The following is an 18,085-nucleotide window of genomic DNA, read 5'->3' on the forward strand; positions in this document are numbered from 1 at the left end:
GCGCTAAATATCAGGCTCGGTTCCCATAATCAGCCTCAGGCATTCTCGAACGGTGATAATGCGCGCCCCGCCATGGCGCCCGAGACTTAACAAGTCGGCCTTATCGCCGGTGATCAAAAGTTCGGCCATCCCGGCCTCGATCGTCGCCAGAAGATAGTTGTCCCAGGGATCCGGGCTGACGGACACGTCGGGCAGATTCTCTATGACAATGGCGCTGCCCTTGAGTTCATTGACGAGTCTGCCGGCAACGGCTGGATTCAAGCGGGCTCGCAGTTTGGGATAGCGTGTAACGCGCCGAATTTCCTCTAGCTGCTCCGCAGAGGTGATTAAGGTGACCTTGCCTTGGCGCCACAAGGCAATCAGCTGAAAGGGAAGCGACCGCCCGTGCAGGAGTGCGCTGACAAGCACATTGGTGTCGATGACAACGCGCATTGATCAGTTCCGACGCGCATCCGCAATCGCTTCGTCGATCAACTCGCTCATTTCTTCCGGCGAGACGTCATCGAAACCGGCACGGGCCTCGGCGAGCGTAAGATCGAGCAGGCGCCATTTCACGGACTCTTCAATGAAGCGCGATAGATCGCCCTTTTTCATTCCGCGCTGAGCTAGATATGTGCGGACATCAATGTCGGTTTCGGTCGCGACATTGACGGTCCAACGCGTCGCATCTCCCATAATCTAGACTCCTCATGGACGTTTAAGCGGATAAGCGCTTATCATCTTTTACGCCAATCTTCAATTGCGACATATGCGCTGGATCGACTTGCCACAGGGGGGCTCGATTTAGCTTACCCCGATTTTCGAGCCTCTGCACGGAACACAATAGATCGCAGCATCCACCTCGGCGCCGGATGTTCCGGCTCTCCACGTCAAACTGACGCGAGGCGCAAACGGACGCATGGCGACGCGGATCGAACAAGATGATCCACCGTTCGATGTCGAAGCTCGACGGCTTCGCCTATGCCGTGAGCTGCTTGTCGAACGGCAGATCATTGCGCGGTACCTCAAGAAGCAAGACTGGAGCCATGCGGGCTGGATCATGCTACTGGAACTCTATGTCGCGGATACGGTCGATAAAAGGCTGCCGGTTTCGAGCCTGGGATATGCGAGTGGCGTTTCGATTCCGACTGCGACGCGGCAGACCATTGAAATGGAATCCTGCAAATTTGTGGTTCGCGAGCGCGATCCTCACGACGGGCGTCGAACGAACATCGCCCTGACCGCTCGCGGTCGAGCCATCCTCAGGTGCATTCTAGACGACTATGCGAAGTCCCGGGCGAATGCCTGATGGCTGCCGCTTCCTCGATCGTCCAGAACGAAATCTGTCATGCCTAAACGAGAGACGAAGAATCTGGCTTCAAGGTTCAAGGGAGAAAGAGGGAAGCCGAAGTTGATGTAACTACAAAAGGAAATTGGAAAATCATCGGATCAGGGAAAGCAAAATGTCCATTTCCGGAAGCTCTTTTGATTCCTTCAATCGGCATCTTCTGATAGGCTGCCGACCGAGAAAACACATGCAGGCGAGCCACCTTTCCGACGCATCAACAGCCGATACCGTTCGGGAGCCCGTCGCGCGCGATTGGCTCTGGAAGCCGTGGTACGCGAAGCTTTGGTGGGCAGCGATTCCGGTCTACTGGGCAGGCGCGGCGGCCTCGCTGAAACTCCCGGCTCTGGCGGAGTTTTATACCAGCGCTCTGGCGGGCTATCTCAACATGCTCTTCTTCCCGCTGACGACGCTGCTGGTGCTTGGTTTTGGATTCATCCGAGCTTGGTTGAACAGGCCGCTGTCTGGCGAACCTCTCTCGGACGAGGAAATCGACGAACTCGAACAGATGAGGATGGAGGACGAGCACTGGGAGCGTCTTGGGCGACCTCATTGGTCGGTCGACATCTATGATCCGCGCTCCGGCGGACTCTATATAGGCAACCCACTCAGCCCTCAGCACCCTGGACGTCGAGATTAGCGCTTCTTGTAGCTGCTATCTCCGTCGAATGGACCATTTGCTAGGTCGGTAGAAAATCGGCCACTGCTCAAGATCGAGGATTGTTCAAGCGACGTCATCGGCCCAGTAATATCGGCGGTTCCACGTGCGGAATCGGCTTGCCCAAGGTAGCGATTTCGCAGCCCCTCGGGGCCAAGCACCTGACGGTTCAACTCGCTCGTAAATGTCGTTTCAGGGTTTACAGAGCGCGCAGCCGCCCGCTCTGCGGCGGATATCGCCTCGCGTACATCATAGTTTACGATATCGAGCGAAGCCCGAGCGGTCTCGTTACTCGTGCCCATGTCGCTGCTGCTATATCCCAAGCTGCCGCCGACGCTCCCTGACGTTGCTGTCTGTGATCGTTCCTTACCCTTGACCGAACCACCACGCGACGCATAATCACCGCTTTGGGCACTTGCGCCGACATTGCCGCCAACCGTCGTTCCCATTGAGATTTGGTCTTGCGCCGAGCGAGATATAGCCCGCTGCCACCCGGTCTGGGCCATGATCGCGGACACGTCGCGCTGAAGCGTATCGGCGACCTGCGGATTGAGCCGCCACTCGCCGTTGCGGTCCATTTCGAACCCTCCACGGAGCCAGTTGGCCATCATCGCCTGACCCTCGGGGCCGCTGCTCAGCATATGCTCGACAGTGTCGGGGCCGGCCTGCTTGCCGGCTTCATATTTGGTGCTGGTATCGCTGCGCGCGGACTGCGTGAACCCGGTGCTGCTCGATACGAGCAGATCATTGTCCGCGAAACTGAAGCGCGCGCGGCCCCCCTCGGCGATCGCGCCATATTGGCTGTCGTTGATGAGGCCGGCGGCGCGGAGCTGTCGCGCGACATCGGGCGAGACATTGAGATTGAGATCGCCATTCTGCGCCATGGCGAGCTCGCGCTTGGTCATGTTGATGCCCTCGCTGCGCAGCAGACCCTGCATGCGTGTGAGCCGCTCGTTGTCGACGATGCGCGTCAGCCGCTCATTGCGCGCGCGATCGGCAATCCCGGCCGCGCCGCCCTCGGCCATGTCGACCTGGTTGCCCGCCGTGCGGCTGAGTGCCTGGATGAAGCTGTCGAGCCGCGCCGCCTCGCGCGTGGAGACGCCGGCGGCGGCTGCGCCTTCCGCGAACCCGAAATTGTCGCTCTGCCGCCGCTGCTCGCCGATGCGCGCGGCGCCACGCACGCCGTCATGCCCGACCTCGCGCTGGGCATCGAGCTTGCCCGAGCGTTCGGCAAAGTCATAGCCAGCCACCTCGCGGGTGCGGCCATAGACGCTCTTTCCCTCACGCCCGGCCTCGGCTGTCGCGCCGTCGGCGGTGCCGAGCTGGACCGAGGCGTTATAGGTTTCCAGCGCGCGCATGACCTGCGCCTCGTTGCGGCCCGTCGCGCGGGAGAGCGAGGTGATCGCCGACGAGCGGGCCTCGCCCGAGAGGGTGTTGATGAAGCCCATGCGGCGCGAGGTTTCGTCGACGGACAGGCCGAGCATCGACGCGGCGTTGCGCTGGCCCTCGTTATTCCCGGTGCGCCACGCCTGCTCGGTTGCGACGTTGCGCCGTTCGATCCCGGCGACATTGTCGCCCGCATAGTCGCGCCGGCCTTCCATCGCGCCGACATTGACCTGCGCGGTGGTGAGATCGTTCCGCAGCATCGCCTCCTGGTCGTAGGTGTTGGCGATCAGCTTGGCGAAGGTCGGGTCGGCCGAAGCCTGTGCGATCACGGTCGAGGCCTTGAGCGCGGCATCCTTCTGGTCATAGCCATTGCGCTCGAAATGCCGCTGCGCGCCCTGCATCATCATGTCGTAGGCCCGCGTGTCACCGAACGCTTTCCACTGCACCATGTTCTGCGCGAAACCGGCGAAAGCCCGCTCGCCCGCCTGACCCGGCCCGAAATAGTTCGTCCCCAAGTTCCGCAGCGCGTCCTTCTCGGCGAAATTGTGGATCGCTGACGTCGTCGCATTGGCGCGCACGGCCGCGGCCGTCGCGGGATGGGTTAAGTCGCGGCCGACAAGAGCAGGAGCGAGGCCGCCAAGTTCGCGCGCGGCATCGGTCGCTCCGAGCGCAAAACCCGTCGTTCCCGCGATGCCCGGCGTCCGGTCGGCGAGATATCCGCCGGCCGCGCCGAAAGCACGATTGGCGCCCATGGCGGACCGCACCCCAAAATCCCCGAAGCTCGATGCCGCGCTGCGGCGCGCCGTCGTGCCGGTCGCCGAGGCCTGCGCCTCGAGCGCCTGAGCGCGGCCTTCGTGCGTCATGATCGGCGTCGCGGCCGCGGTGCCCTGGCCCTGCACGCCGAGCGCGCCGCTGGTGAAGGAGGTGAACACGTTGCCCGAGAAGCGGAACACGGTGAATACGAAGGCGCCGGCGAGCCCGGCGGCGGCGGTGCGAAAACTCCCGAAGATGGCCAGCGCCTTCATCGCCGACCCCGGTGCGAGCATCCAGGCATTGGCGGCGACATGGTTCGAGCGCATCTCGGCAAGCACATCCATCGCGCGGCCGAGCGTGAGCTGGTAGATGCCGGCATCGATCACGCCCCACATGGCGACGAAGACGAAGAGGCCGAGCGCGAAGCTCGCGACGCGCAGGTTGATCGGGGTCAGGATGAAGAGCAGCGCGATCGGCATCATGAACAGCATGATCCCGAAGACGGTGGCTCGGATCGTCGGCATCCATTCGTTCGCGGTCGACATGGTCGCGAGACCGCTCGAGACGACGGCGCGGTTGGCCATGACGCGCGCGGCGGTCGCGGGGCTGTCTTCGAACAGCACGTCGCCGACAGCATTGCCGAGGTTGATGTTGGTCATCAGCTGCTGGAGCGTCAGCGGCGTCGCCAGCATCTTGTCGCCGAGCGCGCCAAGATTGGACCTGCAGCGTTGAAGCTGGGCGGCGTTCGAGACATCATAGCCGGTACGCTCGCAGACCTGACGGCTGTAATCGTCGAACAGCGCCGGATCCGAAAGCCGGCCCGAGATATGCGTCCAGGCCTCGGTACAGCTCACCGTCGTTCCGCCCTTGTCGGTCGCGGTAAAGACGGTGCTGAAGGTTGCAGGGCCCGCCATCGCGGCGAAAGCCGCTGGAAGATCGTTGCTGGTGCGGAAGAGCTGATCGTCGTCGATGCCATAGGCGGGAGAGACGCGCGCGACGGGATAGCATTGCCGGACATAATCCTTGATCGTTGCATCGAGGAAGCTGTCAGTCATCGGCCCTCGCGGGCTAACAGCGTTCAGGAACAGGTCGAAGCTGTGGCCGCCGGCGCCGAACTCGAGCTTGGCATTGGGATCGATGGTATTGTCGTCAATCGTCTCAGCGATCGCGCGCTCCATCATGTTGGTGACGCCCGCGACCAGCACGATCAGGTTCGGGACGTCGCCAACGGGCTGATAGGCGTTGCGGACCCGGTCGTAGACATGGACGGTGCCCGTGGTCGCGACCATGCCGACGAAGAGCCCGATGCCGACGAGCGTCTGAAAGCCGAAAGCGACGATCCCCATGCCGTTGCCGCGCACGCTCGCGAGTAGCGCGCCGAGCGCGATCCCGGCGACCGCGACGATGAGCACCAGCGTTTCGTAGCGCGGATCGGCAAAGATCATCGAGACGAGCCGGAACGCATCGACGGTCTCGTTGAACCCGTCATAGGTGTGGAAGCTGGTCTCGAGTGCGAGCGCGGGAGCGGGCAGCAGCGCGACCAAGGCGGCGGCGAGCGCGGAAAGCGAACTGACACGCATGGCCGTCAGCGATTGCGGTTGGCGGCGGCGCCGGCGGCGTCGCGCGCGTCGCGGTCGCGCTGGCGAACGAGCCCGGCGTAATTTGCCGATAGGTTCGCCTGGTTCAGCGACGCCATATAGGACTGGCGCATCTGCGCGCGCTGCCGCAGCACTTCTTCGCGGAGATCGCGGAGCTGCTCGATGCCTTTGGTAAGGATGCGCGTCTGACAGATATTTGCGTTGCCGGCGTCGGCGGCACCGGCGACCGACGTTCCGCGTTCGGCATTGGACAGCGCGAAGTCGATGCTGCGGGTGAGGTCGTTGAGCATCTGGTAGGCGAGGGTCAGCGCGACCAGCTCGTCGGTATCGCCAATCACCGCGTCCTCGACGCCTTCGCGCACGCCCCATTCGAGCATGCGGTAGATGGGGAGGGTCTTCACATTGGCAACGAACTGCCGTTCTTCGGCCGTCAGTGCGGTGCGGGTGCGGATCTTGGTGGCGATCGCCTGCATCCGTTCGCGCGCGAGGACGAGCGCGCCGCGGCCCGGCCCGTCGACCCTGCAGTCCGCGCCCGTCGGCGGCAGGTTGAGCGATCGGGCCGGTACCCGCCCGGTCAGGAAATCCTCGACGGCCTCGGTATCCTGGCGCGGGCAGGCAGGGATGGCCGAGAAGAGCGGCACCTTGTCGGCCTGATCCCAGCGCATGTAAACATCGCCGACCCGCGCGCGCATGACGTTGGTCCATTCGCCTGCACCGACGCGCGCCGCGGCATGCGCGAGCAGTGAGCCGGTGCGGAAGATGTCGGTGACCTCGCGCGGGCAGTTGGCGAGCGCCTCCTTCAGATCCTCGGTCGGGTTGTTGTTGTTCGCCTCGATCTTCTCGCGGCTCTGCTGATAGCTTTTGGCATAGCCCTGCTTGATCGAGCGGTAGCCGGTCATCTCCTCGATGATCCCCGACATATTGTCGTCGCCCTTCGCAATCTGCACCATGCGGTTCGCGAGACGGCAGTCGTTGACCTGGATCGAGTTCAGGAAGTTGGTCGCGGCTTCCATTTTCGAGATGATGTTGCCCATCTTCTCGTCAAGGGTTTCGAGGAGATACTGGAAGGCGACGGCGGGCGCGGCCTGCAGGATGCTCTCGAGCTTCTGGACGAGATAGTCGGGATCGAGAAACGACATGCCGCCGAGGAACATGTCGATGCCACCGCAGCCCGCGCGCACCTTGGGCAGCGTCACGCTCGTCAGATAGTCGTGGTGGACGTCGACGCGGCCCGAGAAGCCGCCCGCGGTCACATAACCGCGCGCCTGGTCCTCGAAACTACCGGGCGACGTGTAGGTCACATTGTCGAACCAGTGTTCGGCCCAGCTTTGGGCATAGGCTCCCGGCGCGCCGGCTCCGCAGGTTGACATGATGAGGGCGATCATAATGGCGCGGCGGCCGCCAAGCGAGGACATCAGCGTTCTTTCTCAGGGGCGGGATGTGGCAGGCTGAACCCACTCATGGTCGCTTGTGTTGACCTCTCGCGACAAGGACAGAGGCACGTACGCGCCTCTCAGAGGCAAGGTCCTTCCGCTAATATGTCCCACGCGAAATGGGCCACTGCCATGTCGATCATCGCCTCGTCCCATGTTTCAGGGTCGGCAAGATGCCGTGATGGATTGCAAACGCTTTCAAAGGATCGTATGTGTATGATCTAAGAAAAGGATACACATCATGCGGACCAACATCGTCATCGATGATAATCTTATGAACGAAGCTCTTCGCGCGACGGGTCTCAAGACGAAGCGCGAGGCCGTTGAACTCGGCTTGCGGACGTTGCTTCGGCTTCGCAAACAGGACGAGATTCGAAGGTTCCGGGGCAAGCTCACCTGGGCGGGCGATCTTGACGCCATGAGAACCGACGGGTGATCCTCGTCGATTCCAGCGTCTGGATCAATTACTTCCGGGGCGATGCCACACCGCAGACGGAGAGGTTGGACGCGTTGCTTGGCGCGGAACCGCTGCTGACCGGCGACATCATTCTGGCCGAGGTTCTGCAAGGTTTTACCAGCGATCGCGCCTTCAACGTCGCGCTAAGATTGATGGGGTCTCTCGACCAGATCGATATCGGAGGTCGTGACGTCGCAATCCAGGCGGCCCGAAACTTTCAGACCCTGCGCGGAAAGAGGATTACCGTTCGCAAGACAATCGATACGCTGATCGCCACGCGATGCATCGAGGATGGATTGTCACTGCTCTATAGTGATCGCGATTTTGAACCCTTTGTGGAGCATCTCGGACTGGCGTCGGCCATGTCGAGCGCACGTTGATGTGTGATCACTTATCCTTGCAAATCTGGACCGTGGCTCCAGATTTGCAAGGATAAGTGATCGGCCAACTTGGCCTCGTCGCCTTGAAGGGAGTCTCGAACCGGCATTCGATCGAAATTATGGCTTCGTTCGGCGCTGCAATGAGATGCCCGGCCCCTGAGCAACAATTCCCGTGAATTTCGAAAACGCCCGGACCCCGGCTTGCAGGGCGCATGCCGGTCAGTATCTTTACGGCGAGATATAAATTGCGCGCGATATTGGGCGCATGATTCGGTGCCAACGGCAATCGGAATGATCCGGTTCGTATCGTTCACCGGTCGGACTCATGCGGCCGGGTATCCGGATTCAGGATAGGCTGTTTCGCTGAAGCTCGTCCGATCAGGTCTCGACTGATTTCTCGGGAGTGGGCAACGAGATTGCGCGTCTTTTCGCGAAGCATGAGCTGGCCAATAATCCCTTCAACATAGGCGGGATTCGTTTTGTTGATGACTGCCAGAGCCGTTTCGCACCTCGCGCGGCCGCAATGCTCAATAGCCCCGACTACATAGTCGGGTCCAAAATGCTCGGCGACCGCTGCAAGGTCGAACATATCGCGCGGCTGGAAACTCCAACCGCGATAGAAGACCTTTTTAGCGATGATTTCCGCTGGCGTTTCAAGCGCGATGGCGTGACCTTGAACGTCGTGCGCTCGTGTTGGATCTGGAATGATGCTGTCGCAGCAGATGAAATCAATTTCGCCCAGATCGTGATAAGCAAGCTTCAGCATATCGGTGCCTGCCTGATAGCTGTCAGGAGCGTGATCGAGTTTGATGCCTTGCGTTTCCGGATTGAGAAATGGGAGGATTTGTGGATCGTCCAGAAACAGGTCGATGTCGTGACTTTCACGATGATCGATCTGCAGCATCAGTGCGGTTCCGCCGCCGAAGCTCCACTGAGGCGCGAAGCCGTTCGCCTTCCTGAAATGGTCAAGAATATCTACGGCGAGATTGAAAAGGACCGGCCATTCGCTCGGCCGCTTTGCAGACACGGCGTCAGGCCGCCAGCGGTAGCGTGTAGCCCGAAAGTTCGGAGATTTTATCGGCGACTTGGCTCGCTTGACTTGCGTCTACGCCCATCGCTGCCATGAACTGTTCCTGGACGTTCAGCGGCACTTCGGAGAAGAAAGCGAAAACCGGCGCGTTGCAGTCAATCGCGCTCTTCAAGTCGACGATCATGGCAGCAAGCTGATGTGCGGAAACGGCCGCCCCATAAGGGGCGTTCACCGTCGTCAGCACTTGAGTTACAGCGTTTGCCATCATTCCACTCATAACACGATCCTGTTTGGATCGTTGTTTTCATATAGTCGCGAGCGGTTATCAAAACAAGAATCTCGCTCAGGTCGCGTCCTACGCCCGACGCGAGGCAATAATGACAAGACCAGATTCAGCTTATGAAGCATGCATCATGGCTTTGATGTTTCAAGCAGATTCCGCGCCAGAGCTAAGAAAGTTCCGTCCGGCTTATCGCGACGGGCCCCCAACGATTCCAGTGAATTTCGAGAGTGCGCGGACGCCTACCGCTGGGCGAACGCCCGTCAGCATCTTCGCGGCGAGATAGAGGTTGCGCGCTAAATTGGGCGCATGATCGGTCCCGACGGCGATTGGAATGATCCGGTTCGTATCGTTCATCGGACGCACCCATGCGACCGGATGCCCGATCCAGGGCAAGCCGAGCCGGCCCGATCGCAGCATCGCTTCCTGCGCGGAAATGGCGCGGACCTGCCAGCCATATCGCCTTCCCAGACTTCCGAGCTTGGTCCAGAGATCGGCGCAGGGAACGCAGCCGGGCGCGGTGCTCATCTCGACGACGAAGGCCGAACTGCGTCCGCGCAGTTCCTCGGTAAAGTCCGGCGGGAAAGCGCGCGTCACCGGAACGCGCGAGAGCCAGTGGTTCATCGCCGCAGTTGTTCCGACCGGATGGATCGCGGCGCGCGCTGCATCCTCGCGGCTGACAGTCTGCGCCATGCCGGGCGAAATGACTAGGATGCTCATGCTCAGCGCGCTTGCACATCGCGCCAACATACTGAACTCGCCTTGCAGGTAAGGGGATTTGCTCTTACCTTGTGCTATTGAAAGGACTCGCCACATGAACGCTGTTACCATTACCGCGAAAGGGCAGGTCACGCTGCGGAAGGAATTGCTCAGGCATCTCGGCGTCCATCCAGGCGACAAGATCAGCTTTGACAAACTCCCCGGCGGTGAAATCAAGATTCGGGCCATCAGGCCTTCCGGAAAGATTGAGGATTTCTTCGGGTCACTCAAGCGGGAAGGCCAGCGGCCCATCTCGATCGAGGAGATGAATGAGGCCATTGAAAAGGGCTGGGCCGGACAGCTGTGAAAATTACTGCCGACACCAATATCCTCGTCCGATCCGCAACGCTGGACGATCCCGTTCAAAGCCCCTTGGCAAAAAAGCTCCTGAAGGAAGCAGAACTTATTGCTGTGACGCTTCCGGCCTTGTGCGAGTTCTGCTGGGTGCTCAGGAAAGTGTATCGCTATGAGGCGGCAAGGGTCGCTGCATCGGTCAGATTGCTTATCGACGCCGGCAATGTCGCAGCGGACCGACAGGCTGTTGAAGCGGGGCTTGCAATACTGGAGCAAGGTGGAGACTTCGCTGATGGGGTCATCGCCCACGATGGCCAATGGCTGGGAGGCGAGACCTTCGTGAGCTTCGATCGAGGCGCTGTTGGCCTTCTGGCAAAGCATGGGCAAGCTGCGATGAACCCCGATCAATCGAAAGCTTGATCCGACTGCGCGGCGCTGCGCGGCAATAGACGCTGTCATCGACGCGGCTCCATGCTTGCGCCCACCAAATCGCCGCCGAGTGCGCGCGGATCGGTCGCCGATACCGGCCCGTTGCCGAGCGCATCGAAGAAACCATCTTCCTCGCCCGCGCCGGTCAGGAACTGCTCGGGGCGGATGTCGCCGAGCATCAGCCGCACGGCCTGGTATGTGGTCTGCGCGAGATTGGGATAGGATTCGACACCCGACGCGATCACCATCCTTGCCGAGCTGTCGCGGCGGATCACCATCGTCGTCGGCGTGATCTCGACGCCGAAGCGCTGGCCGAGTTCGGGACGGCGCTCGAGATCCATCTGTGTGACCTGCCAGCCCGTCTCCTCGCGGAACCGTTCGAGGATCGGCCATTGCACCCGGCAATAGCCACAGGAATTCCGCGAGAACATGACGAGCGCGAACTGGCCTGCGTGGGCGCGGAGATACCGGCGGCGAACCGCTTCCTTCTCGGCACCCATCGCCGCGCGCGCGTCGCCGACGATCGGGTTGGCGGACTTGGCATTGAGTTCGGGGTTCTGGAGCAAGGCGATCTGAGTCACGCCTGCGAACGCACGTGCCTTGCGCCGCGCGAAGTCCTGCAGCCGCCAGAAGTCCGCGACCGCGTCGACGGTGAGCACGGTCGCGGCATAGTCGCGTTGCTGCTCGATCAGCTTGCGGATTTTGGGCGGCGTCCATGTCGCCAGTTCCGCCATCGGCGGTATCGCCGGCTTCATCAGCGCGTCGGGCTCGGCATCCGCATCTTCGACCGGCGGCGGTGCCTGATACCACCAATAGCCCTGCTTCGGTTCGCGGGTGGGTGAGGTCGGCTGCGCGGCGGCGGGGAAGGCCGTGATGAGCGCCGCGAGGAGGGCAGGGCGGATCACAGCAGCTTCTCCATGCGGGTGAGGCGCGCGATCGGCACCGGTCCGTAATAGCGGCTGTCGAACCCGCTCGGGTGCAGCGAGCCGACATAGATCAATCCCGGCGGGATCAGCCCGTGATCGGGCCGCCAATAGTCGAGCCGCTGGCCACCCCGGCCATAAGGCTTGGTCACGCCGAGCAGCACGCCGTCGCAATAATACCAGCCATCCATGGCATCGGGCTCCATCGAAGATGGCTTTTCGATCAGCGATATCCGTTCGCCCGGCATGCAGAGCGCGCGCTTGGTCACCTTGACGGGCTCGGAGCCGGCCAGCGGATGTGAGAGCATGAACAGGACGAGGTCGCCCTTGGCGATCGGCCCCGGCGCCGCGCGCACCGCCAAGGCGTCGATCGACGGTGACATGACGAGAATGGCTTGCGGGATCGCCCACCAGGTCAGCAGCGCGAGGGGCACGAGGAGCGCCGTCGCCTTCCAGAGCCGGTCGGGGCGTGCGGGTTCGCCGAGCCCCGGACTGCCGAGCGCAACGGCTGCGCGCCGCGGCAGTCCCTTCAAACCGATCGCCAGATGCTTACCGGCCTTCCAGGCGAGACTGAGCATCGCGCACCTCCTCTTTTCCGCCGAGGCGGGCAATTTCCTCGAGCAAGCCAGAAAGCGCGGCATCGCCATAGGCGACGTGCGCAGCGCGCGGGCTTTCGTCTTCGCGCTCGCAATAGGGGAGCACCGGATCGCCCGGGATCATGGCGAGCGCGGGCACGCGGGTGACGCCGTGCTGGCGAAAGACCAGCGGGTCGACGATCACCTGCACGTCGCGCATCACGCATGCCGGTCCCTCGCAGCCGGGATCGAGGCGGAGAATCTCGGCGGTGAGCTTCGCCATCGGCGCGACCTTGGCCATCCCGCCCGGCATGCCGCGGAACGCGAGGACACCGCGTGCCTTCTCGAGCTGCGCTGCATAGGTGCGCAGCGTTGACGTCGGCATCGACGAGGAGACGAACAGCACAGGCACCCAGCCTTTCGCCGCCGGCGCCGGACCGGCATCGGCGACGGCCTTGATCTCGGGCGCTTCGAGCCCGAGTGCCTGGCCGAGCCGCTTCGCCATCGCCTCGCGCTCTGCGGCGAAGCGGTCTTTGCCGGTCTCAAGCGCATCGCGGGCGCGGGCTTCCATCGCTGGCGACTTGGCACGGTCGCGCATCGCCTCGAAGGCGCGCCGGCGTTCGACCTCGCTCGGCTTCGGCAGGTCAGATGGGCCGTTTTGCTGTTGGGCTTTGCGGCGCGACACCGCGCCCTTCAGCCGGTCCATCGCCGCTTCGCCCTCGCGTTCTACCTTCTCGCGCGCCGACGGGTTGTCGTCGATGCCCGGCGATATTTGCGCTGCGGCAAGGCCGGCGATGCCGGCTACGTCGGCGAGCGCCACCGCGAGTACGGCGCGGCGCCTAGCGGCCGATGGCCTGCATATAGGCATCGATACGATCCTTCATGTCTGACTGGATGTCGGCCTGCGCGCGGGCCTGAACTTCCGAATAATATTCGGAGAGGTCCATTCGGCTGAAGTCGAGCGCTTGGAACTCTTCGGGCGTGAACCCGCGGCAGTTCGGCGTCTTCACCGGTCCCCAGCCATCCGCGAACGACTTCAGCTGCGGGCGGCCCTGTTCCTGGATGATGCGGCCGAGCTTGGTATTGAAGCAGCAATGGCTGCGCGACTTCTGGACGCAGATGCCGAGGATCTTCGACGAGCAATAGGAGCCGACCTCGACGCACATGCCCGAGCCGCGTAGCATGCCCGTCTCCATGTCCTGCTGGTCGCAGGAGGAGAGGAGGAACTCGATCATGACGTTGACCGCGAGGCTGATCGCGATCGAGGTCGGATCGATGCCGACAATGATCGCATTGGCGCCCGCGCTCGCCGCCTGGCTTGCCGTCGCGCCCGCCTGGAAGGCGGCATAGGCGGCTTGGGCTCCGGTGAACACGCCCTTGGCGATCGCGATCTTCGTCTGCGTCGACGCGATCGACGAGCCCATTCCGTCCTTGACGATCTTACCCTTGTCCTTGCAGCAGTTGGAAAAGGTTGTCTTGAGGCCCGCTGGGCGGCAGCGCAGCGCGCGGCCGCCGAATATCTCGATGTTCCCGAGACAATTGCCGTCGGTGTCGACTTCGCCGTCGGCGGGCGCGCCCGGATCGTCGACGACGGGTTCATCCTCGATCGGGTTTGCCGCGGTATCGATGCAGGCGTTCGGCGAGCAACTCGGCACGCCGCCGCTCGCCAGCGTCTCGCACGCATATTGCGAACCAAGCGGGCAGGACGACGCGCCGCCGGGCTCGGGCGCGCACGATGCCCGTTCGATCGGGCACTGCCAGCTACCACCTTGCATCCCGACGCAGCTAGCGGTCTCGCCCGCGTCGTCGGCGTCACCATTGCCATTGAGGTCGACCGCGCAAATCTGCTGCGCCTGCGCTGCCGACGCGTAAACGGCGAGCGCGAAGGCGACGATGCCGAACAGGATCAGCGCGAGGCGCGACGGCCAGAAGAGAAAGCGGCCCATCATCGCGCTGTCGCCGTGCAGGCGAGATCGGCGCCAGCGAGCCTAACCGTTTGCATCATGACCACCGCCTCGGGAAAGGTATCAAGGCAGCCGCAGGGCGTGACGATGGTCTCGCCGGGACCGGCGGGACAGACATTGCCCGGTGAGCAGGCGTGATAGAAGGTGTCGAAGCCGGTCGGGCTGGTCTGCTGCGCGCCGACGACGCCCGCAGGCGCCGCGTCGGTATTGGCTTTCGCAGAGCGCGTCTTGCAGACCGCCTCGCAAGCTGGAACCGAGCCGCGATCGGGAAGCGCGAAGGCGCGCGTAGACGCGGCGCTGCCGCCGTCGGCCGTCCGAACGCGGTCGGCGAGCAGCGTCTCGGTCGAACGATCGATGATATAGGCGCCGCGCGACAGGTCGGGTTCGGGCATCGCGCCGGTGTCGATCGCGCATTTATAGGTCCGCTGGCGCAGGAAAAAGTCGCGGGTAAGGGTAGCGGTGCAACTGCCCGTGCCGAACTGGCGCGACCGCGGGAGGGGGCGAAGGCCGGTGCCGACGCCGTTCAGAAACGTCTGGACGCCATCGACGCTCTCGCTGTCGAGGCGGCACTTTTGATTGGCGCCAATATCTGCGCACTGGTCGACGAGCCGGTCGCTCGGTTCGCATGCGTCCGAAACGCGAATCTCGACGTCGACCAGTCCCCATTCGGTCGTGAGAGGCGCACCGCCGCCGCCGCCGCGCACGCGTGCCGACACCGTCGTCGGCCCCGCCCGCAGGTCGGTGGTAAAATCATAGGAGGTGTAATTGCGCGCCGCGCCGCCATCGGTGCGGCAGTCGCCTGAAGGCAATCCTGTCGTCAGCCACGGACGCGGCCCCGCGGAGCCGACGACGCGGCCGTTGATGCGGCCCTGGACCCAGTCGTCGGCGCCCATCTCGACGATCCGCGCCGACAGGAGCTTCGCGGGGTCGCTGACTTCGAAGCGCGCGGTGAAGATCGGCGGCGCGCTACTGCAATTGCCATCTCCGATGATGCGAAAGCGTCGGCAGCCTTCGCCGCAGCCCTGAACCGAATAGATGACGCCCGTCGCGGAGACGATATCCTCATACGCGAGCGGCCGCAGTGTGACGTCGCGTTCGATCGTGCAGGCGCGGACCTGTTCGGCCTTGCCGATGCCGGCGGGCGATCCCTTGAGGCTCTGGAACAGCGAGCTTCCGGCTGCGGTCGCCGCGGCGTCGCCGAGGATCGAAGTCGGACGGCCGCGATAGGCTGTTTGCGGAAGGTCCGGCAAAGCCGTGCAGGCGGTTGATTGCGCTCCGACATACTGGATCAGCGGGCCGTTGATGCGCGCCTCGGCCACGCCGACGCGGGGATCGTGGCTCGTGAGTGCGCCGATCGCGCCGCCGCCGAGATCCTTGAGCACCGACGGCAGATTGTCCATCACGAGATTCGCGCCGCAGCTATTGTTGATGCAATAGCAGCCCGCGAGTTCGGCCATTTCGGCGGCGGCGAGCCCCAGGTCGCCCGAGACATCGACGTTCCAACGATGATAGTTGCACGCGTTCCAGCTTCCGGGCTGGCAAGCGATGACGCCGTTGGCGCAGATGCCCGAGACGGGCACGGGCAAGGTGGACACGCGGTCGAAGCTGCCGTCGAGATCGGTGTCGCGGGCGATGCGGACGGTGTTGATGTCGCCCGTGCCGTCAGGCTGGATCAGGATTTCGAGGAGGCTCGATGTTTTCTGGCAGGCGAGACTCGGCGTAAAGCTCTGGCTGCGATCGACCGTCGCGATCGGCTGTCCGCTGAGGCCGGGGGTGAGGTAATTCTCCTGGATCGCCTTGCTGGTCGAGGACTTCGCGCGAGAAGCTTCCGCGGCTGCGCGCGCGCGGTCCTCGACTGACTGCGCCAGTGTGCTGGCGGAAGCCATTGCCGCCATCGGCAGCAACAGGAGAGAAACCGAGCGCTTCACGAACGATCACCGTCCACAGTGCGCGATCCATGCGCGAGCCGAAACAGGTCTCCCGCCCGGAAGTCATCGGATCCGGGCGAGAGGTGCCGATAGACGGCCTGGCCGTCGAACACCGTGAGCACCGCTTTTACCCGAGGACACGGCGGGATCAGGGCCGGTCTCGCTTGTGGCGATGGCAATTTACCCGTATCGTCTGCAGGTGGAGCGGCGCCCGAGAGGGGGCAGGGCGCCGCTCCCGCCTCGCGCGCCTGCCGGCAGCCACCGGGGCTGTGGCGGGCAGACCGGGCCGATTCCGGGCTGCGCACGAGACGATCGGGGAGTGCCGGGTCAGGGCGTCGAAATGCCGGCACAGCAGATCGCTTTCTCGAAGAGCATGAACTGGGCGTTGTCCTTGCCCGGCGCGTGTTTGCCGGAGGTCCAGAGCGCGCCGGGACGGCCGATGTTGACGCACTTGCCGCCCTTCACCGGCTCCATGAGCTGGAGTTTGTATCGGCTCTTGGTCCAGATCGGCTGCGGCTTGAACGAGCAGCCGTCCGCCGAATGGATGGTCAGCGCGCCGAGCCGGCCCATCATGAACGTGCCGCGCGCTGCCAGCCCCGCCCAGGCTTCGACGCGGTCGCCCATGTGAATGTCGCCGGCGACAGGATAGGTGCTTCCCCAACTGCCCATGCACCAGAAGAGCGGGTCGATGACCTTGCCCGCTGCCGCCGCGGCGCTGTCGGACATGCAGGCAAGGCCGGCCGCGGGATTGCCGAACAGGATGCCTTCGGGCTGGATGATCGCTCCCAGCGTCCCCGACTGCCAGGTCGGCATCACCTCGGTCATCAGCGCGACGTCGAAACCGTCATCCTCGAGGCACGGAAGATCGCTGAACATGTCGAGCATCTTCCAGACCGGCGCGACATAATAGTGCATCTGCGCGAACAACTTCGTCGTGTTCGTGCCGTCCGAAATCGACGACTGGCTGCCCTGGAGCTTGCCGCCGGTCGCCATGATGTCCGTGCCGAGCGCCATCATGCAGCCGGGTTCGGTCACCACGTCGATCATCCGGTTCGGAGTCCAGAAACTGACCTTGACACCGAACCAGAAGGTTGCACCTTTGCGGCACGCACACAGCGGTTTCGACGCCGATTGTGCGTCGAGCGCCTTGTCGAGCTTGTCGTAGCTGCCGGCGCGCACGCCGCCGATGGTGATGGGGAAGATGCAGTTCCAACGCACCTTGGTGATCGGGTTGAAGATCGTGTCGCTCGGACATTTGGATGCTTGCGCTGGAGCGGGGATGAAAGCGAGAACTGCGCCGAGCCCGACGGGTACCGCCCAGCGAAAGGACCGGCGCGTCTTCTTCGGCTCGACTTGGCGCCTGGCGCCGCTGCTCCCCGATGCGGAAGTCGCGCGCAAGTGTCGGCAAGCTGGCATGACTTCTCCGTTCCGCCAGGTAGGGCGCTGAAAAGGTTGGATGAGGCTTCGGCGCTCTGTATGGGCGATTGGCCTGCCCGAAGCGGAGATGGACCCGCCGACATGCTCGTCGCAACCAGATGGGAAAGGATATGCCGCGGATGGGCACATCGTTGCCGCTATCAGCGGTGCGGGGCCGGCTTCCGTGACGCTGAGGTTGGATTTGCCGATCAGATGTCTGCTCGCGGTCCCGTCGCGTCCTTGCGGACCAGACCATGGCGAAGGGAAGGCACCAAAGCTCGCTTCTTGCGAAGCGAGTTCCTCCAGGCATCAACGAAGTCGACGATCGGGCCAAATGGGACCCTGCGGAATCTTGCGAACTTCATCGAAGTAAAAAAAGACGCCCGTCCAGCCGAAGCCAGGCGGGCGTCAAGATGAAGAACTCTGTCTTCGTTTCCGAGTAGAGCTCCCCTGGGTCGCGGCGTCCGAATAGGCGGATGACCGGATTTGCGATTGGAT

The 18,085-nt window shown here is 63.2% G+C and carries 19 protein-coding genes; 6 read left to right on the forward strand and 13 right to left on the reverse strand.

The annotated features are described in order from the left end of the window. Positions 1-3 precede the first annotated feature (3 nt). Positions 4-432, reverse strand: a complete 429-nt coding sequence (locus AC3WS4_RS24270; RefSeq protein ID WP_039575528.1) for a putative toxin-antitoxin system toxin component, PIN family — start codon at positions 430-432, stop codon at positions 4-6. Positions 433-435: 3 nt separating this feature from the next. Next, positions 436-675 (reverse strand): ribbon-helix-helix domain-containing protein, encoded by a 240-nt coding sequence (locus AC3WS4_RS24275; RefSeq protein ID WP_039575525.1) that lies wholly within the window; start codon positions 673-675, stop codon positions 436-438. 223 nt (positions 676-898) lie between these two features. Here AC3WS4_RS24275 and AC3WS4_RS24280 point away from each other — a divergent pair, with 223 nt between their 5' ends. Beyond that, positions 899-1,288 (forward strand): MarR family winged helix-turn-helix transcriptional regulator, encoded by a 390-nt coding sequence (locus AC3WS4_RS24280; RefSeq protein WP_052208293.1) that lies wholly within the window; start codon positions 899-901, stop codon positions 1,286-1,288. A gap of 154 nt (positions 1,289-1,442) precedes the next feature. Further along, positions 1,443-1,964, forward strand: coding sequence for a hypothetical protein (locus AC3WS4_RS24285; RefSeq protein ID WP_228383647.1), 522 nt, complete (start codon positions 1,443-1,445; stop codon positions 1,962-1,964). Here AC3WS4_RS24285 and AC3WS4_RS24290 read toward each other — a convergent pair. Together AC3WS4_RS24290 and AC3WS4_RS24295 are read right to left on the reverse strand one after the other, a co-directional pair. Next, a complete protein-coding gene (locus tag AC3WS4_RS24290) occupies positions 1,961-5,701 on the reverse strand; it encodes a conjugal transfer protein TraG N-terminal domain-containing protein (protein ID WP_039575519.1) in 3,741 nt (1,246 codons plus the stop codon). The two genes, AC3WS4_RS24285 and AC3WS4_RS24290, sit on opposite strands and share 4 nt — an antisense overlap. Before the next feature lie 5 nt (positions 5,702-5,706). Then, positions 5,707-7,089 (reverse strand): conjugal transfer protein TraH, encoded by a 1,383-nt coding sequence (locus AC3WS4_RS24295; RefSeq protein WP_228383646.1) that lies wholly within the window; start codon positions 7,087-7,089, stop codon positions 5,707-5,709. 304 nt (positions 7,090-7,393) lie between these two features. Here AC3WS4_RS24295 and AC3WS4_RS24300 point away from each other — a divergent pair, with 304 nt between their 5' ends. Beyond that, complete coding sequence (locus tag AC3WS4_RS24300) at positions 7,394-7,588, forward strand: type II toxin-antitoxin system VapB family antitoxin (RefSeq protein ID WP_039575512.1); 195 nt, start codon at positions 7,394-7,396, stop codon at positions 7,586-7,588. Further along, positions 7,585-7,989, forward strand: a complete 405-nt coding sequence (gene vapC, locus AC3WS4_RS24305) for a type II toxin-antitoxin system VapC family toxin (RefSeq protein ID WP_039575509.1) — start codon at positions 7,585-7,587, stop codon at positions 7,987-7,989. The genes AC3WS4_RS24300 and vapC overlap by 4 nt, the downstream gene beginning before the upstream one ends. Positions 7,990-8,299: 310 nt before the next feature. On the opposite strand, the gene AC3WS4_RS24310 is transcribed toward vapC, so the two are convergent. The 3 genes from AC3WS4_RS24310 to AC3WS4_RS24320 form a co-directional block, all read right to left on the reverse strand. Beyond that, complete coding sequence (locus AC3WS4_RS24310; RefSeq protein WP_052208291.1) at positions 8,300-9,016, reverse strand: nucleotidyl transferase AbiEii/AbiGii toxin family protein; 717 nt, start codon at positions 9,014-9,016, stop codon at positions 8,300-8,302. A gap of 4 nt (positions 9,017-9,020) precedes the next feature. Continuing rightward, the gene (locus AC3WS4_RS24315; protein WP_223181289.1) at positions 9,021-9,296 is read right to left on the reverse strand and encodes a hypothetical protein; all 276 of its coding nucleotides are present in this window, start codon (positions 9,294-9,296) and stop codon (positions 9,021-9,023) included. A 192-nt stretch (positions 9,297-9,488) separates the two neighbouring features. Further along, the gene (locus AC3WS4_RS24320; RefSeq protein ID WP_052208289.1) at positions 9,489-10,019 is read right to left on the reverse strand and encodes a thioredoxin domain-containing protein; all 531 of its coding nucleotides are present in this window, start codon (positions 10,017-10,019) and stop codon (positions 9,489-9,491) included. 94 nt (positions 10,020-10,113) lie between these two features. Between AC3WS4_RS24320 and AC3WS4_RS24325 the strand changes: the two genes are divergently transcribed. Together AC3WS4_RS24325 and AC3WS4_RS24330 are read left to right on the forward strand one after the other, a co-directional pair. After that, positions 10,114-10,365 carry an AbrB/MazE/SpoVT family DNA-binding domain-containing protein gene (locus AC3WS4_RS24325; protein ID WP_039575504.1) on the forward strand — a complete coding sequence of 84 codons (252 nt, stop codon included), beginning with the start codon at positions 10,114-10,116 and terminating at the stop codon, positions 10,363-10,365. Next, a complete protein-coding gene (locus tag AC3WS4_RS24330; protein ID WP_039575502.1) occupies positions 10,362-10,772 on the forward strand; it encodes a type II toxin-antitoxin system VapC family toxin in 411 nt (136 codons plus the stop codon). The genes AC3WS4_RS24325 and AC3WS4_RS24330 overlap by 4 nt, the downstream gene beginning before the upstream one ends. 35 nt (positions 10,773-10,807) lie before the next feature. Here AC3WS4_RS24330 and AC3WS4_RS24335 read toward each other — a convergent pair whose 3' ends face one another. From AC3WS4_RS24335 to AC3WS4_RS24360, 6 genes are all read right to left on the reverse strand, one after another. Then, positions 10,808-11,686, reverse strand: a complete 879-nt coding sequence (locus AC3WS4_RS24335) for a conjugal transfer protein TraF (RefSeq protein WP_039575499.1) — start codon at positions 11,684-11,686, stop codon at positions 10,808-10,810. Further along, positions 11,683-12,282 (reverse strand): S26 family signal peptidase, encoded by a 600-nt coding sequence (locus AC3WS4_RS24340; RefSeq protein ID WP_039575497.1) that lies wholly within the window; start codon positions 12,280-12,282, stop codon positions 11,683-11,685. The genes AC3WS4_RS24335 and AC3WS4_RS24340 overlap by 4 nt, the downstream gene beginning before the upstream one ends. Then, the gene (locus AC3WS4_RS24345) at positions 12,254-13,147 is read right to left on the reverse strand and encodes a type-F conjugative transfer system pilin assembly protein TrbC (RefSeq protein ID WP_039575495.1); all 894 of its coding nucleotides are present in this window, start codon (positions 13,145-13,147) and stop codon (positions 12,254-12,256) included. The genes AC3WS4_RS24340 and AC3WS4_RS24345 overlap by 29 nt, the downstream gene beginning before the upstream one ends. Continuing rightward, positions 13,119-14,228 (reverse strand): conjugal transfer protein TraN, encoded by a 1,110-nt coding sequence (traN, locus tag AC3WS4_RS24350; RefSeq protein ID WP_039575491.1) that lies wholly within the window; start codon positions 14,226-14,228, stop codon positions 13,119-13,121. The genes AC3WS4_RS24345 and traN overlap by 29 nt, the downstream gene beginning before the upstream one ends. Next, entirely contained in the window at positions 14,225-16,138 is a 1,914-nt protein-coding gene (locus AC3WS4_RS24355) for a hypothetical protein (RefSeq protein ID WP_039575490.1), read from the reverse strand. Before AC3WS4_RS24355 ends, traN begins: the two co-directional genes overlap by 4 nt. Positions 16,139-16,498: 360 nt before the next feature. Beyond that, complete coding sequence (locus tag AC3WS4_RS24360) at positions 16,499-17,452, reverse strand: TraU family protein (RefSeq protein ID WP_039581037.1); 954 nt, start codon at positions 17,450-17,452, stop codon at positions 16,499-16,501. Between the last annotated feature and the right edge of the window lie 633 nt (positions 17,453-18,085).

It is taken from the genome of Sphingopyxis sp. EU05-FHT14B03 (assembly GCF_058790875.1).

What these genes read in the sequence shown, in the direction of transcription:
- AC3WS4_RS24270 (WP_039575528.1), bottom strand. Translation starts at nt 432, where the DNA reads ATGCGCGTTGTCATCGACACCAATGTGCTTGTCAGCGCACTCCTGCAC.
- AC3WS4_RS24275 (WP_039575525.1), bottom strand. Translation starts at nt 675, where the DNA reads ATGGGAGATGCGACGCGTTGGACCGTCAATGTCGCGACCGAAACCGAC.
- AC3WS4_RS24280 (WP_052208293.1), top strand. Translation starts at nt 899, where the DNA reads ATGGCGACGCGGATCGAACAAGATGATCCACCGTTCGATGTCGAAGCT.
- AC3WS4_RS24285 (WP_228383647.1), top strand. Translation starts at nt 1,443, where the DNA reads ATGTCCATTTCCGGAAGCTCTTTTGATTCCTTCAATCGGCATCTTCTG.
- AC3WS4_RS24290 (WP_039575519.1), bottom strand. Translation starts at nt 5,701, where the DNA reads ATGCGTGTCAGTTCGCTTTCCGCGCTCGCCGCCGCCTTGGTCGCGCTG.
- AC3WS4_RS24295 (WP_228383646.1), bottom strand. Translation starts at nt 7,089, where the DNA reads ATGTCAACCTGCGGAGCCGGCGCGCCGGGAGCCTATGCCCAAAGCTGG.
- AC3WS4_RS24300 (WP_039575512.1), top strand. Translation starts at nt 7,394, where the DNA reads ATGCGGACCAACATCGTCATCGATGATAATCTTATGAACGAAGCTCTT.
- AC3WS4_RS24315 (WP_223181289.1), bottom strand. Translation starts at nt 9,296, where the DNA reads ATGAGTGGAATGATGGCAAACGCTGTAACTCAAGTGCTGACGACGGTG.
- AC3WS4_RS24320 (WP_052208289.1), bottom strand. Translation starts at nt 10,019, where the DNA reads ATGAGCATCCTAGTCATTTCGCCCGGCATGGCGCAGACTGTCAGCCGC.
- AC3WS4_RS24325 (WP_039575504.1), top strand. Translation starts at nt 10,114, where the DNA reads ATGAACGCTGTTACCATTACCGCGAAAGGGCAGGTCACGCTGCGGAAG.
- AC3WS4_RS24340 (WP_039575497.1), bottom strand. Translation starts at nt 12,282, where the DNA reads ATGCTCAGTCTCGCCTGGAAGGCCGGTAAGCATCTGGCGATCGGTTTG.
- AC3WS4_RS24345 (WP_039575495.1), bottom strand. Translation starts at nt 13,147, where the DNA reads ATGCCTATATGCAGGCCATCGGCCGCTAGGCGCCGCGCCGTACTCGCG.
- traN (WP_039575491.1), bottom strand. Translation starts at nt 14,228, where the DNA reads ATGATGGGCCGCTTTCTCTTCTGGCCGTCGCGCCTCGCGCTGATCCTG.
- AC3WS4_RS24355 (WP_039575490.1), bottom strand. Translation starts at nt 16,138, where the DNA reads ATGGCGGCAATGGCTTCCGCCAGCACACTGGCGCAGTCAGTCGAGGAC.